Raw genomic sequence first — 14780 nt, 5'->3', positions numbered from 1 at the left:
ACCCACGAACCGAAAGACCGACATCATGCCCCGTCCCATACGCGCCGCACGGACGCCGCGCCGGATACGCCGGCCGCTCGCGCCCTTCGTCTCCCCGCTCGCGTCCTTCGTCTCCCCGCTGGGGTGGGCCGTGACCGGCTCGGGCGCGGCGGCGCTCGTCGCCTTCGTCCCCCTCGGATGGCACGAGCTGCTGGCATACGGCGTGGCGGCCCTGTCGATGATGCTTGTCTCCGTCGTCATGTCGCTCGGCAACACCTCGTTCCGGGCGGCGATCGACCTGCGGCGACGCCGCGTCACCGTGGGGGATACGGCGAGCGTCCGCATCGATGTCCGGAATCCAGGGCGGAAGCCCACCACGGCCGCGCGCGGCGACCTGCCGATCGGCTCCAGGCGCGAGCGGTTCGCCGTTCCCCCGCTCGCCCCGGGAGAATCCCGGCGGACCGACATCGAGTTCCGCGCGCCGCGACGGACCGTGATCGCCGTCGGCCCGCTGCGCATCCGCAAGGGCGACCCGTTCGGTCTGATCCGCCGCGAGCGGCGGCTCACCGACGGAATCGACCTGTTCGTCCACCCCGCCATCGTGCCGTTGGAGACGCTCGACGCGGGATCGGTCCGCGATCTCGAGGGGAGTCCGAGCGGCGACACCGTCGACGACGACCTCGACTTCCACGGTCTGCGCGAATACGCGCCGGGCGACGACGTGCGCAACGTGCACTGGCCGAGCACCGCGAAGACGGGCGCGTTGATGATCCGCCGATACGAGGCGACGCGACGCACGGACACGGCGCTCACCATGTCCGTCGACCCGGACGAGTACGCAGGCCCCGGCGAGTTCGAGCTCGCCGTGTCCGTCCACGCCTCGGTCGGCGCACGATGCCTCGCACGGCGTCGGCCGCTGTCCACGCATGCGGGCGCCGCGCACGCCGCGCCGCGCCGCGCGACGGACTTCCTCGACTCGTGCAGCAGGATCGTCCCGGACCGCTCCGACGATCCGAACCTCGCGCGCGGCACGCTCGCGCACGCCCCGGACGCCTCCTTCTACGTCCTCACCGTCGGTTCGCTGCGCGACGCGGACGACATCGGACGCATGGCGTCCGCGCTGCCGGAGTCCGCGTCCACGCTCGTGCTGCAGGTCGCGGAGGGCATGCCCCGGGCGATCCGCCGGTTCCCCGGCTTCACGCTCGCCACGGTCGGCGGACTCGACGACCTGCCGATCATCATGGGGGTGCTCGCATGACCAGCCGACGGCACGCCGACTGGCGGAACGACACCATTTCAGCTTCCCTCTCCACCCGCGGCCCATGGGGGCGGCGCTTGGGCGGTCTCGCCGTGGCCGCGGCGCTCACGCTGCTCGCCGCGTCGAATCTCATCGATGTCTACGGAGACGCGGCCGCATGGGCCTCGGCCGCCGCGCCTGCCGCGCTGCTCGGCTGTCTCATCGCCCTGGTCGGAGTGACGCGCCGGCTGCGCCTGTGGTGGCAGCTCGTGTCCCTCGTGTTCGCCCAGTCCGTCGTCGGACCGGTCATCGCCCTGAACGGCACGACGATCGGCCATGTAATCCCGACGGCCGCCACCCTGTCGCAGGGATGGTGGGACATGTTCGGCTCGTTCAAATACCTGATCTCCATCACGCCGCCCGTGGGCACGGCGTCGGGTTCGCTGATGGCCGTCTGGACGCTGACGCTGTGGACGGCGTTCCTCGCCGGCCTGCCGGCGCTCGCCGACGACGCGCGCCTGGCCGCGGCGTCCGGCCTGCCCGCGGCCGCCGCGTTCACCGCCGCGCTGCTCGGCACGTCCGCCGGCTGGTGGCGGACCGCCGCCGGCCTCGCCGCCATGCTCACGTTCGTAGTCTGGCTGTCCGTCCGATGGGGCCTGTTGGAGACCGGACGCCTGCCGGGCGCCCTCGCCGTCATCGCCATCGCCGCCGGTCTCGCCGCGGGTGTGTGCCTCGTCACGCCCCAGCACCGTCTGATCCTGCGCGACCGCTACGAGCCGCCGCTGACCCCGTACGACTATACGAGCCCGCTGTCCGGCATGCGCGCGTACATCAAGGACCATAAGGACGATACGGTGCTCACCGTGCGTGGTCTTCCCGCGGGCACATCGGTGCGTCTCGCGGTGATGGACCGTTTCGATGGCAACGTGTGGAACCTGTCCGATTCAGCAACGGTCTCCGGCTCGTCGAACTACCGGCGTGTGGGTACGACGATCGCCGACGACGCCGAGGGGACCCGTTTCACGGCCACGTTCACCGTGGGCGAGGGACTCACGGACCGATGGCTGCCGTTGGCCGGTTCGGCCACCGAAATCACCGTCGAGGATTCAGCCGACGGGCGGGGCGACCTCTACTACAACTCGGACACCGATTCGGCGATCTACCCGGACGGCATGGCGGAAGGGCTGACCTACACGGAGAGCGGCGTCATCCCCCGCACGCCCTCCGATAGCCAGATCGACGACGCCGAGGCGGCGAAGACCCTCCAGCCCGCAACGGTGGACTCCCCCGACGCCGCCGGCCGGCTCGCCACCGCCATGGCGGGAGGCGAGGCCACGGGTGGCGCCGCGGCGCGCAGGATCGCCGAGGGGCTGAAGGATTCCGGCTGGTTCTCACATGGCTTGGCGGGCGACTATCCGTCGCCGCCCGGCCATGGCAACTACCGCATCGGGAGACTGCTCGACGGCACGCGGATGGTGGGCGATTCGGAGCAGTACGCCTCCGCGATGGCGCTCATGGCCCGCGAACTCGGCCTGCCCAGCCGCGTGGTGCTCGGTCTCGTCCCGAAGAACGACGACGGCTCGATCGGCACGGCGCGCTCCGAACGGCGTGGCGCCTACACCGTCACCAGGTTCACGGGCGATGACGTCGAGGCCTGGGTGGAGATCAAGCTCGACGGCTACGGCTGGACCGCGTTCCATCCGACCCCGGAGGAGACGAAGGTCCCGGACCCAGAGGAGGAGCCCACTCCGCCGAACCCGCGGAAGCTGGTGCGCCAGCCTCCGGTGCCGCTGCAGGACCCGCTGCGCGACGAACGGCAGATGCGGGGTCGTTCCACGCTCGGCGGCGAGGAGGCGGACGCGACCGGCGCGGACCCGTTGAGGACGGCGCTCGGCCGCGCCGTTCGGAACGTCGCGGTCTACGGCAGCCCGGTATGGGCGATGACGGCCGTCTGCGGAATCATCCTGCTCATGAAGGCGCTTCTGCTGCGTCATGCGCGACGGTCCGGCAGTCCCCGCATGCGGATCGCCGCCGGATGGCGGGCCGTCACGGCGCTCGCCCGGCAGAGCGGCGTCGACGTGCACGGCACCCGACGCGAGGAAGGGCGGGCGATGGGCGGACGGATGGACGTCGACGCTTCGACGCTCGCGACGTTGGCGCGCGAAGCCGACTACGCCGCGTTCTCCGGCGAACGCATCGACGATGATCGGGCCCGCCGGTACTGGGAGGACGTGGACGCCATGCGTGCGGCCATGCTCGCGTCGTTGCCCCGTCCGCGCCGCTGGCGTGCACGGCTCAGCCTCGCCGGAGTGTTCACACGCCGAGGAAGACCCCGGCGCGCCCACCGTGCAGCAGGTATAGTGGCGAGTATGTGTGCCTGGGCCGCCGAACGCGGCATGGGCGAGACGACCGCCGCCGGGGAACCGGGCGCACGGACAGAGGGGAAGCGTTCATGACCATCGGACATCTCGCGGCGGGATTCGCCACCGATGTGGGGCTCAAGCGCAGGAACAACCAGGATGCGGGCTACGCCGGCCACGGCGTGTACGTGGTGTGCGACGGCATGGGCGGCGGCATGGGCGGCGAGCATGCGAGCGCCCGTGCGGCCGATCATCTGCGCGCGCTCGCCGCATTGCCCGTGCGCAACCGCGCGGACATCGAGACGGTGCTCGCCGACGCGCAGGCCGACGTGCTCGCGCTCGGCCACGAGCTCGGCGGCGTGGCCGGCACCACGGTGACCGGCCTCATCCTCGTGCACGGCGACGCCCCCGACATCGACGACGGCTCCCAGACCGGCGAACGGACGTCCGCGACGCCGTTCAGCACGGAGAACCTAGCCTACGTGGTCAACGTCGGCGACTCGCGCACCTATCATATGGATGCCGCGCGGGACGGCGCGGGCTGGGATCCCTCGACGCTCGTGCGCATCACACGCGACCATTCCCAGCGCCAGGAGGCGATCGACACGGGCGAGCTGCTGCCCGACATGGCCGAATCGCTCATCCCGCGCAACATCATCACCCAGTGCGTCGGCGATCCGGACGGCATCAGACCGGACCTGTTCCTCACCGATGCGACCGGCCGCTTCATCATCTGCTCGGACGGCCTGTACGCCGAGGTGTCGGGCGACGACGAGATCGCCGCGATCGCCGCGCGCCACGACGATCCGCAGGAGGCGGCGGACGCCCTGCTGCGCGCCGCGCTCGACGCCGGCGGCGGCGACAACGTCACCGTCATCGTCGCGGACATGCCCGTGCTCGCGCCGCCCCGGCACGCATGGTCGGTGACTAAGCTGGGCGATGAGGAGGATATCGGCAACATCGCCGATGTGACTTTGCAGACTTTGCGGACCATAGCACCTAGGAGGCATGATGGTTGATTACGATGCCGCGGTCGCGGCGGTTCAGGATCGGAACGCGGATCCGATCCTTCTCGCGAAGATCGCCTATGAGAATCCGGAGTTCGGCGCGAACGTGGCGGTGAATCCGCGCGCCTACCCCGGTCTGCTGCGCTGGCTCGCCGAATTCGGCGACGATCGCGCCCGCGAGACCGTGCGCCAGATGGGCTATGCCGTCTCCGACGATGCGGCCGGCGCCGGACAGTCCGACGAGACCGTGGCCGTGCGGCAGCACACCTCCGCCGCGGCCGGCACCCCCACGGCCGCGACCTTGCAGCCCAGGCGGACCGCGCAGGCACAGGCATCGCAGACGACGACGCAGGAGCCCCGGACCGCCGCGTCCGAACCGCAGGCCCCGGTGAACCCGCACGGCTTCACCGCACAGATCGCGCGCACCACCACCGACCAGATGCAGATGGCCGAAATCGCGCAGAAGGCGCCGGAACTGTACGCCGCCCTCGCGCAGAACCCGAACCTGTACCCGGCGCTCGCCGACTGGCTGTCCCGACTGGGAGACCCGGCCGTCGACGCGGCGCTCGCCGGTCGCCGCTGAAAGGGGCGAGACGGATGAGCAACGCGATTCCATTCCCACCGGCACCGGAACCCGGCTGGTACGCCGACGATCCAGTGGACGCCCGGGCCGCGGCCCGGCCCGCGGCCCGGCCCGCGGCACAGCCAACACAACCCACCGTCCAGCCCGCCGCACAACCGAACGACGGCAGTCTGGACGACACGGTCCTCTCCGACGCGAACGCCGCCGGCCAGGCCCCCGGCCGCAAGACCTACACGCTGCACAACGAGGCGACCGGTCAGACGATCGTCCTCGACAGGAGCGTCCTGCTCGGCCGTCGCCCGTCCGAGGCGATTCCGGAAGGTTCGAAGGCCGTGCGGATCGAGGACCCCACACGCACCATCTCCCGCAACCATGCGGCGATCAGCATCGACCAGGACGGTCGGCTGTGGATCGAGGACTACGGCTCGTTGAACGGCACGTTCATCATCCGCGACGGCGAGGAGCGACAGGTCGTCGAAGGCACGCCCGTGCCGCTGGAGGCCCCGGCCACCCTGCGCGTCGGCGACCAGTTCCTCACCCTCGAGGAGCAGCGGTAGGTCTCTCCCTCCGTCCGCCTGCGGCGGCCACCTCCCTCGTCAGAGGGAGGCAACCCTATGATTGAGCCCCTTGGCCTTCACGGCCAAGGGGCTCAATCCGTTTCAGTACTTGAGGTTCATCACGTCCAGGCACCAGGCGTTCTCGTAGGAGACCTCCTCCCACTGCTTATAGCGCCCGGAGGTGCCGCCGTGGCCGGCCTCCACCTCGATCTTGGCGATTGCGTCGAATCCGCGCGACTGCATGGCGGCCACCCATTTGAGCGGCTCGACGTACAGCACGCGCGTGTCGTTCATCGACGTGGTGACGAACACGCGCGGAAACGCACGGCCGGCGTCCGAATCCGCGGCGGGCAGGTTCTCGTACGGCGTGTACGACTTCATGTACCGGTACACGTCCTCGTCGTGCAGCGGGTCGCCCCACTCGTCCCACTCGGTGACGGTGAGCGGCAGCGACGGGTCGAGGATCGAGGTCAACGCGTCGACGAACGGCACATCCGCCTCGACGCCCGCGTACAGTTCCGGCGCGAGGTTCGCGACCGCGCCCATCAGCAGGCCGCCCGCCGAGCCGCCGTTGGCGACGGTGCGGCGCGGGTCGGCCAGATGCGCACGCTGGAGCGCGGCCGTCGCGTCGACGAAGTCCTCGAACGAATGCTTCTTGTTCAGCCGGCGTCCCTGCTCGTACCAGGCGCGTCCAAGCTCGCCGCCGCCGCGGATGTGCGGCACCGCGTACAGCACGCCGCGGTCGAGCATGCTGAGCCTCGCGACGGAGAAGTTCGGGTCGGAGGAGATCTCGTATGCGCCGTAGCCGGTGATGAACATCGGCGAATCCTGCGCGGGGAAGTCGCGCCGCCAGACGAGCGAGACGGGGATGCGCTCACCGTCGCGGGCGCGGATCCACACACGGCGTTCCATGTAGTCGCGCGGGTCGAAGCCGCCGAGCACGGTGGCGCGTTTGAGCAGCCGGTCCTCGCCGGTCACCGGGTCGATCTCGTGGAGTTCGCCGGGGCGCGTGTAGCTGGTGAACGAGTAGCGCATGCGCGGCGCGTCGTAGGACGGGTTGCCACCGGTGCCGATCGAGTAGAGGCGTCGCGTCTCGCCGGGCAGGTGGTCGTCGCTCGCGCCGTCCGACGACGACGTGCGGTCGGTCACGCCGACGCGTCCAGCTCCAGCACCAGCACCAGCACCAGCACCCGCGTGCCCCGCGTCCCAGTCCTCCGCCCACAGCGTCTCGCCGTGGTCGCCGGTCTCGTCGCGGTCGTCGGCCACCGTGTCCCAATCGTCCTCGAGCGCGGGCGGCAGCAGTTCGACGAACCGCCACGGCCGCCCGGCGAGGAAGTCCTCGACGGCGGCGCGCTTCGGCATCATCGCGACGTGCGGCAGGCCGTCGGCGCGGTAGGCGAGCGTGACGAAGTGGCGGTGGATGGCGATGCCTTCGATGCCGAGGCCGTGCAGTCCCTGCAGGATGGCCGGGTTGTGCGCGTTGAAGTACGGCGCGGTGATCGCCTTCGCGCGGTCCTCGGCCGATGCGGCATGCTCGCAGCCGTACGGCGAGCCTTCGGCGACGCACACGCCTTCGCCGAGCGTGTACGGCGGCTCGTGCCGACGCATGTCGATCACGTCGATCTCGAAGTTCGGGTTCTTCGCGTTGTGGTAGACGACGGCGAGCGGGATGTCGGCGCCGTCCTCCCCCGCGTTCTCGAAGCAGGCGAAGCTCACGTCGTATTCGACGTCGGTCTTGCGCGGGATGAACGCCCGGAATTCGCCTTCCGGGTCGGTCACGGGCAGCATGAGCACTTCGGTGGTGGTCTTGGAGCCGGTGCCGAGCACGAGGTTGCGCTCGTCGAAGCTCAGGCCGATGCCCACCCAGAAGCGTTCGTCCTCCTCGCGGTACACGCATACGTCCGTCTCGACCGGGGTGCCGACCTTGTGCCGCCAGACCGCGCACGGGCGCCACGCGTCGTCGAGTTCCACCCAGAACACGTAGCGCGCGTCGGGCGTGAAGCAGGCGCCGCCGACGCCGTGGAACAGTTCGGGCAGCTCCTCGCCGGTCTGAAGATCGCGGATCCGGTAGTCGTAACGTTCGTCGCCGGCCGTATCGACGCCGTAGAGCATCCATCGGCCGTCGCGGCTCAGGTCCATGCCGCCGAGCCGGAAGAAGTCGTGTCCTTCCGCCTCCGCGTTCGCGTCGAACACGATCGATTCGCCGGGCAGTGAACCGGGCGCGCCGAACGGGTCGATCTCGGGCGGGTTCCAGTCGTCGGCGCCGCGCACGCGCATGCGGCACTGCACCGCGTATTGGCGGCCCTCCTGCGTGCGCGCGTAGTACCAGTAGTCGTTGATGCGCACGGGCACGGACATGTCGGTCTCCTGCACATGCGACTTGAGTTCGTCGAACAGGGTATGCCGCAGTCCGTCGAGATGCGCGTTGCGCGCCTCGCACAGGCGGTTCTGCGCGGCCACGTAGTCGCGCGTGCGCGGCGAGTCCTTGTCGCGCATCCATTCGTACGGGTCGACGAACACGTCGCCATGGTGTTCGCGTCGGGTCGGCTCACGGTGCGCGACGGGGACTTCGGGACAGATACAGGTGCCGTCGTCGCTGCCGGCCAGTTGCTTCTCTTCGGTCATACGGGTGATTATACGCACGCTCGAACCGGTTTCGTACGCGCATATCCCACCCGCGGAACCGTCGCTCCGCGGAACCGTCGCCCCGCGGAACCGAATCCCGCGAAGCCCCTACCCCAGATGCGCCTTCAGGTACGGCAGCATCGTCTTCATGATGTTCGCGCCGGTCGTGCCGGTGAACACGGGCACGTCGGTGTCGGGCATCGGCTGCGTGGCGGTCATGCCGGCCGGGTTCCTGAGGCCGAACGGCATGAGCTCGCGCGGGCTCAGCTGGCGGATCGCGATGGCGAGCACGCGGCCGGGGTACCGCCTGACGATGGTCGCGTAGGTGGTGGGGTCCTTCTGGCCGTCGTCGCCGACGAGGATGAACTTCATGTCGGGGAAGTCGGCCATGAGCTGTTCGGCGAATTCGAGCTTGTGCTGCGGCCCGGAGGGGATGAACGTCTTAGGCCGCGGGTCGAGGTCGCGCAGCAGCAGCGGGCCTTCCGGGAACCCGTGGTTCTCGAGGAAGTGGCGGATCGCGCCCTCCACGTTCCACGGCGAGGTGGACAGGTAGAAGAACGGCGCGTCCGGGAACAGGTCGGCGAGCTTGGTGAACAGCACGCTCATGCCGGGCACGGAGGCCTTCTTGTCCGGGTTGAGGAACAGCAGGTTCCACGCGGCCTTCCACAATATGGGCGCCTGTGTGATCATGACGGTGTCGTCCACGTCGGAGATGATGCCGACCTTCGCGCCCTTCGGAATCGTGAACAGCTTCGCGTGCACGGGTTTGCGCCCGTTGACCCGGTAGGAGACGTCGTGCACGCCCGGTTCGAGCCGCTGTTCGGCGACGAGGTCGAGGTAGCCGGACGTGTCGGAGATCGCGTATTCGCTGTCGAGCTCCGGCCGCGCGTCCAACGCGTCGTAACGTTCGGAATCGCCGATCTGCACCGTTTCGAGCGGGACGTCGTCGATGCGGATCTTCACCTGCGTGTGCGGCGAGGGGATGGCGAGCATGCCGCGGATGCCGCGTGTGGCGCGCCCGTACTCGCTGCCCTCCCCCGCGTACACGGTGCGGCAGATGAGTCGTGAGTAGTCGCCGGTGCCGTACCCGACGTACGGGTCGACGCGCGGGAACCAGTCGAGCCGTTTCGCCGTGCGCGTCGCCGCCGTCACCCACGCGTTGAACCCGTGCGTGACGGCGCGGCGGAGGATGCGTTCCGGCAGCGGCTGCGCCTCGAAGCGTTCGCGCCGCGACGCGGCGTCGAACGTGGTGACGGCGCGTCGCGCGGGAATCGGCACGGTGGGCATGTCGTCGCCGCTCGCGGCGGACGCGGCGGTCCCGCGCGCGGTGCGCGCGTCGCCGCCGTCGCCGTCGCGCATGCGGCGCATGTCGCCGAGCGCGCGCGCCGTGCCGCGTCCGTCGCATTCCACCGGTCGCACGATGCGTGTCATCGTATGACCTTCAGGTACTGTTCGGCGGTCAGCAGGTCCGGTTCGTCGTCTTCCAGCTCGATCTTGAGGATCCAGCCTTCGCCGTAGGGATCCGAGTCGATGACGCTGGGATCGTCGGCGACGGCCTGGTTCACGTAGCGGATCGTGCCGGAGACGGGGGCGATCAGCGGTTCGACCGCCTTCGCCGATTCGAGTTCGAGGACTTCGTCGCCCGCCTCGACGCGCACGCCGACTTCGGGCAGGTCCACGTAGACGAGTTCGCCGAGCTTGCCGGCGGCGTACTCGGTGATGCCGACCACGGCCGGGTCGAGGGTGGTGTCCACCCACACGTGGTCGTCGGAGTATTCGAGGTGCTCGGGCACGTCGAGGTTCAGCGGCTGGTCGTCAGGTTCTTCGCTCATAGCCACCAGCCTACCAACCTGTTGCGAACACGCCCGGATACGGGAGGACCCCGTCTTGCGGATGACGCAAGACGGGGTCCTCGTGGTCGGATGCCGTTCGGCGCCGACGGTTCAGCGCACCGGGCCGGTCGGCTGGGTGCCGACGACCTGGACGAGCGTGCCGTTCGGGCAGTTCTCGTAGACCCACTCGGCGTCCTGCTCGTACATGTTCACGCAGCCGTGGGAGCCGTGGTTGGCGGCGTCGCCGCGGGCGATGCCGTTGTAGTTCCACGTGGCGGTGTGGAAGCCCTCGCCGCCGTTGAAGTAGCTGACCCACTTCACGCCCTTGGACAGGTAGCGGCTGCCGTCGTCGTTCAGGCCGGTCATGTCCTGCACGCGGTACTTGAGGTAGATGTACCAGTTGCCGCTGTCGGTCTCGTTGCCGCCGGGGCCGCCGGTGCACACGAGGAAGCTCTTGACCTGCTGGCCGTTGTGGTAGACGACGGCGGTCTGCGAGCTCTTGTCGATGACGATGCGCCATTCGCTCTGCTTCTGCTTGACGTCGAACTTCTTGACGTCGGAGGCGACCTGCACGGTGCCGCCGTTGCCGGCCTTGAGCGCGTCGAGGACCTGGTCGGCGGCCTGGTCGGTGTCCTTGACGGTGACGCCGTCCACGCCCTTGACCTGCGCGGCGACGAGCACCGTGCCGTTGGCGTCGACGATGTCCTCCTGGGAGACCATGTCCTGGTTGAGCTGTCCGGGCAGCTGCTCGGACATGAACTTCTTGACGGCGGTCTCGTCGTAGGAGATGGTGATGGCGCCCTGGTCGAGGTGGGTCTCGGTCTTGATCCACGAGGCCACGGTGTCGACCGGCAGCTCGAACTGCTTCGCGTCGCCGTTGGTCATGACGATCGGGTTGGCGAGGCGCTGGTTCGCGGCGTCGGCGGCCTTCTGGGCGGCGTCGAGCGCGATCGGGGCGTCGATGGTCTCGTCGGTGACGCTCACCGTCGCGGCCGAGCCGGGCGTGGCGATGGCCTGCTTGACGGCCTTGACGACGGCGCCGAGCTTCGGGGCCTTGCCCGGGCGGCCTTCGGAGGCGACGAACGCGTGCGCGTTCCCGTCGTAGGTCACGGCGGACGGCACCGCGCGCTCGGCATCGGTGACGAGCTTGGCGGACAGGTATTCGTCGAGCGTCGCGTTGTCCGGGGTGGCGGAGAGCGCCACGTCCTGATGGGCGAACGGGTTGACGCGCAGGATGTCCTCGCCGATGTTGGAGGAGGACTTCGCGTCCATGATGTCGTCGACGGTCTGGTCGACGTCGATGTCCACGCCCAGATCGGTGAGGGAGGCGGTGGCGCTGGTGTTGCCGTCCGTGTCCTTCACGGTGATCGAGGTGTCCTTGACCGCCTGCTCGACGGTGGCCTTCACCTCGTCGCGGGTCTGGCCGGCGAGGCTGACCGAGCCGAACCGCACGCCGGGCGCAACCTTGTCCTGGTAGTACGCGCGGGCGCCGAAGAACGCCGCGACGAGCGCCACCAGCAGGACGGCCACGACGGCGAGGGTGATGATGAGCGGCTTGCGCGACCTGCGCTTGGCCGCGACGGTGCCGATGTTCAAGTCCTCCGGACGCGCGGCGGAGTCCATCACGCCGGCGAGCGGGGCGGGCGCGGCGCCGGGCAGCGACGGCATGGCCTGCGTGGCCTCGAAATCCTCACGCATAGCGCCGTATTCCGGGCGTTCCGCCGGCTGCTGATTGCGTTGGTCGGTCATTCGCGATCCTTAGTCTGTTGCTACGCTTTCATGTCCGCATTGCCTCGCGGACTGCGTCCGACTGTACATCAACACCACCCCAGCGCACGGCCCGGAACCGTGCGCGACACCCCGTTTGGGCCGTCGGCGCAACGGTTTGTGGCATATATCACTATTCGAGATATGTCGTTTCGTCAGGCTTCCGTGGCACCACCCACGTCACAGCTCGCGGCCGAGCCACTCCTCGATCATGTAGCGTGCGATCGTCGCCTTGCCGGGCGCGCTCATGCGCCCGGAGACCAGCGCCGCCGTGTACTCGTCCGGCGTGACCCATTTCGCCTCGACGGTCTCGACGCCGTCCACATGGACGTCGGTGGTCAGGGCGTGCGCCTTGAACGCCATCATCAGGGAGGCGGGGAACGGCCACGGCTGGGAGCCGAGGTACTTGACCTCGCCGAGCCGGATGCCGACCTCCTCAAGCGCCTCGCGGCGGGCCGCATGCTCGAGGTTCTCGCCGGCCTCCACGAATCCGGCGGACACCGAATACAGCGTGGGGTTGCGCCACGCCGCGTTGTGCTGCAGGAGCGCACGCCCCTCGGAATCCACGATGATGGTGATCACGGCGGGTTCGACGCGCGGGAACAGCAGACGGCGGCCGTCCGCGTCGTTCGTGCAGCGCTGCGCCCAGCCGCCGTTCGCGGCCTCGACAGGAGCGCCGCAGGTCGGGCAGTGGCGCTGGCGGTTGTGCCAGATGCTCAGCGTGATCGCGCTGGTCGCCTGCCCCGCCTCGCGTGCGGAGGCGTGCGGCGCGAAACCGCGCAGGTCCACCCAGTCGAAGCGGTCGACGGCCTGTTCGAGCAGACTCGCGTGCGCGCCGCGGCCGGCGCCGGCGCCGAAGCCGAACGCACCGCCCGCCGCGACCACGCCGCCGTTCGTGCCGTCCTCCGGCTCGTCGAACGCGTCGTCGGCGCCGCGTTCGCCGCCGTCGGCGATGCGCGCCACGCGCGTGACGTCCACGGCGACGACGTGCTCGTCGCGCCGGCCGCCGTAGCTGCCGAGGAACATGGCGACGGCCTGCGGATGCGTCTCGAGTTCGCGCGACACGTATGCGCCGGGGATGGTGGCGAGGCGCATCTTCACGTTCTCGTAGTCGGCGAGTTCGCCCTGGCCGCGCGGCACGGCGATCTTGCCGTCGCGCGTGAGGATCACCTTGGTCGCCGGCTCGGCGAGCGTGTCCGAGATGAGATGCGGTTCGGCGCGGCGCTCGGTCTGATAGTCGATGTCGCCCTGCGCGAGCGGCAGGAACGGCAGCGCCCGCGTCAACGCCAGCGGACTGAACGACACGCTCATGCGATCACCCGCTTCATCAGGTCGACGAGCGCGGCGGCCACCGTGTCGGGGTGCTCGACGGCGCTGAAATGACCGCAATCGGGGATCGCGGTGAACGTGGCGTTCGCGCCGATGCGTTCGGCGAGCGGGCGCATCACGCCCGGATTCGACGTGGGGTCGAGTTCGCCGGAGACGACGGCGACCGGCACGTCCATCGTCTCGGGCACGCCGGCGAGTTCCGGCCTGCCGTAGGTCATGCGCTGGCGCCAGGCGAGTCCGGCGGGCTTCTGGTCGCGGATCCACGCGGTCATCGTCGCGATGAATTCCGGTGACTTCTTGATCGTGGAGTCGCCGTCCGCGGGCTGGGCGAAATGCATGACCGGCTCGACGGAGCCGGTGCGCTCGCACGCGTCGGAGGTCTCGAGACGCGGCTCGCCGCCGACGCCGTCGGACGAGGCCATCGTGTCGCACAGGGCGACGCCGGCCACGGACTCCGGGTGGAGGCGGTACAGGTCGGTCACGAGGTAGCCGCCCATCGACAGGCCCACCCACACGGCCTTCTCGAAGCCGTTCCGGTAGAGCAGGTCCACGTAGGATTCGGCCATGCGGTCGAGCGCGTCCGGGTAGGAGCCGTTCGCGGCGCGGCGTCCCGACGCCTTGTCGTCTGGCGTGGGCGATTGGCCGGAGCCGGGCATGTCGGGCGCCCAGATCGGGAAGGCGGGAAGGCCTGCCTCGTCGGCGAGCTCGGCGATGCGGGCGGCGCATGTCTCCCACATGCGTCCGTCGACCGGATACGCGTTGGCGAGCACGAGCGGGGTCCCCTCCCCCTCGCGCAGCACCCGGTTATGGATTTCAAACGTCATGGCAATACTTCCTTTTTCTATGCGCCGCAGTATTCCAGCGCCTTGCGCACGATGCGGGCGTGGCCGTTGGGCATCTGGTCGAGGAACGTGTCGAGCAGGTCCGAATGCGGGTCCACCCATTCCACGTCGAGCGTCTCGTCCTGCGGATGGCAGTCGCCGGCGATCGGCACCACGTAGCACAGCGCGATCGCGTGCTGGCGCGGATCGTAGTATTCGCTCAGGCCCGGCGTCGGGAAGAACTCGGCGACGGTGAACGGCTGCAGGTTGACGGGCAGCATGGGCAGGGCGATGTCGCCCAGGTCCTTGGCCACGTTGCGGGCGATCGCCTCGCGCAACGTCTCGTGGAAGAGCACGCGGCCGGAGATCAGCGCGCGTTCGACCGAACCGTCGTCGGTGACGCGCAGCAGCGAGCCGACCTGCGCGACGCGGCCGAACTCGTCGGTGCGCACCGGCACGATCTCCACGTATGCGATGGGCATCTGGCCTCGGGCGCGGTTGATGTCCGCGGGGTCGAGCCATCCGGGGGGATTGCCGTGGCCGGAGCCGCGGATGAAGTCCTCCGGGGTGACGTGGTCGAATTCACCGCGCGGACGGTCGGCGTCGAAGTCGCCCTCGTCCGGCACCTCATCATTCATCACTGGCATGCTCCCCATTATCACGCGCCGAACTGACATGCGCCC

General features: G+C 69.6%; 12 protein-coding genes. 5 read left to right on the top strand and 7 right to left on the bottom strand.

Features of this window, described 5'->3' with window-relative positions:
- Positions 1 to 25 precede the first annotated feature (25 nt).
- The 5 genes from AC1AYD_RS03675 to AC1AYD_RS03655 are packed head-to-tail and all read left to right on the top strand — an operon-like array spanning position 26 to position 5723.
- Positions 26 to 1237: a DUF58 domain-containing protein gene (locus AC1AYD_RS03675; protein ID WP_476531562.1), complete on the top strand. Its 1212-nt coding sequence runs from the start codon at positions 26 to 28 to the stop codon at positions 1235 to 1237.
- The gene (locus AC1AYD_RS03670; RefSeq protein ID WP_476531561.1) at positions 1234 to 3672 is read left to right on the top strand and encodes a transglutaminase TgpA family protein; all 2439 of its coding nucleotides are present in this window, start codon (positions 1234 to 1236) and stop codon (positions 3670 to 3672) included. The genes AC1AYD_RS03675 and AC1AYD_RS03670 overlap by 4 nt, the downstream gene beginning before the upstream one ends.
- Complete coding sequence (locus AC1AYD_RS03665; RefSeq protein WP_476532327.1) at positions 3669 to 4595, top strand: PP2C family protein-serine/threonine phosphatase; 927 nt, start codon at positions 3669 to 3671, stop codon at positions 4593 to 4595. The genes AC1AYD_RS03670 and AC1AYD_RS03665 overlap by 4 nt, the downstream gene beginning before the upstream one ends.
- Positions 4588 to 5166, top strand: a complete 579-nt coding sequence (locus tag AC1AYD_RS03660; RefSeq protein ID WP_476532295.1) for a variant leucine-rich repeat-containing protein — start codon at positions 4588 to 4590, stop codon at positions 5164 to 5166. Before AC1AYD_RS03665 ends, AC1AYD_RS03660 begins: the two co-directional genes overlap by 8 nt.
- Before the next feature lie 14 nt (positions 5167 to 5180).
- Positions 5181 to 5723: an FHA domain-containing protein gene (locus AC1AYD_RS03655; RefSeq protein ID WP_476531559.1), complete on the top strand. Its 543-nt coding sequence runs from the start codon at positions 5181 to 5183 to the stop codon at positions 5721 to 5723.
- Positions 5724 to 5825: 102 nt separating this feature from the next.
- Here the strand turns inward: AC1AYD_RS03655 and AC1AYD_RS03650 are convergent, their stop codons facing one another.
- From AC1AYD_RS03650 to AC1AYD_RS03620, 7 genes are all read right to left on the bottom strand, one after another.
- Entirely contained in the window at positions 5826 to 8348 is a 2523-nt protein-coding gene (locus AC1AYD_RS03650; protein ID WP_476531557.1) for a S9 family peptidase, read from the bottom strand.
- A gap of 108 nt (positions 8349 to 8456) precedes the next feature.
- Positions 8457 to 9707, bottom strand: a complete 1251-nt coding sequence (locus tag AC1AYD_RS03645) for an App1 family protein (RefSeq protein WP_476532294.1) — start codon at positions 9705 to 9707, stop codon at positions 8457 to 8459.
- 68 nt (positions 9708 to 9775) lie between these two features.
- The gene (gene gcvH, locus AC1AYD_RS03640; protein ID WP_476502559.1) at positions 9776 to 10180 is read right to left on the bottom strand and encodes a glycine cleavage system protein GcvH; all 405 of its coding nucleotides are present in this window, start codon (positions 10178 to 10180) and stop codon (positions 9776 to 9778) included.
- A 111-nt stretch (positions 10181 to 10291) separates the two neighbouring features.
- Positions 10292 to 11929, bottom strand: a complete 1638-nt coding sequence (locus AC1AYD_RS03635; protein WP_476531556.1) for a L,D-transpeptidase — start codon at positions 11927 to 11929, stop codon at positions 10292 to 10294.
- A 198-nt stretch (positions 11930 to 12127) separates the two neighbouring features.
- A complete protein-coding gene (nudC, locus tag AC1AYD_RS03630; protein ID WP_476531554.1) occupies positions 12128 to 13258 on the bottom strand; it encodes an NAD(+) diphosphatase in 1131 nt (376 codons plus the stop codon).
- Positions 13255 to 14100: an alpha/beta fold hydrolase gene (locus AC1AYD_RS03625; RefSeq protein WP_476531552.1), complete on the bottom strand. Its 846-nt coding sequence runs from the start codon at positions 14098 to 14100 to the stop codon at positions 13255 to 13257. Before AC1AYD_RS03625 ends, nudC begins: the two co-directional genes overlap by 4 nt.
- 17 nt (positions 14101 to 14117) lie before the next feature.
- Positions 14118 to 14744 (bottom strand): NUDIX hydrolase family protein, encoded by a 627-nt coding sequence (locus tag AC1AYD_RS03620; RefSeq protein ID WP_476502555.1) that lies wholly within the window; start codon positions 14742 to 14744, stop codon positions 14118 to 14120.
- Positions 14745 to 14780 lie beyond the last annotated feature (36 nt).

Source organism: Bifidobacterium sp. LH_426 (assembly GCF_056356875.1).
This window is presented reverse-complemented; position numbering and strand designations above follow the sequence as displayed.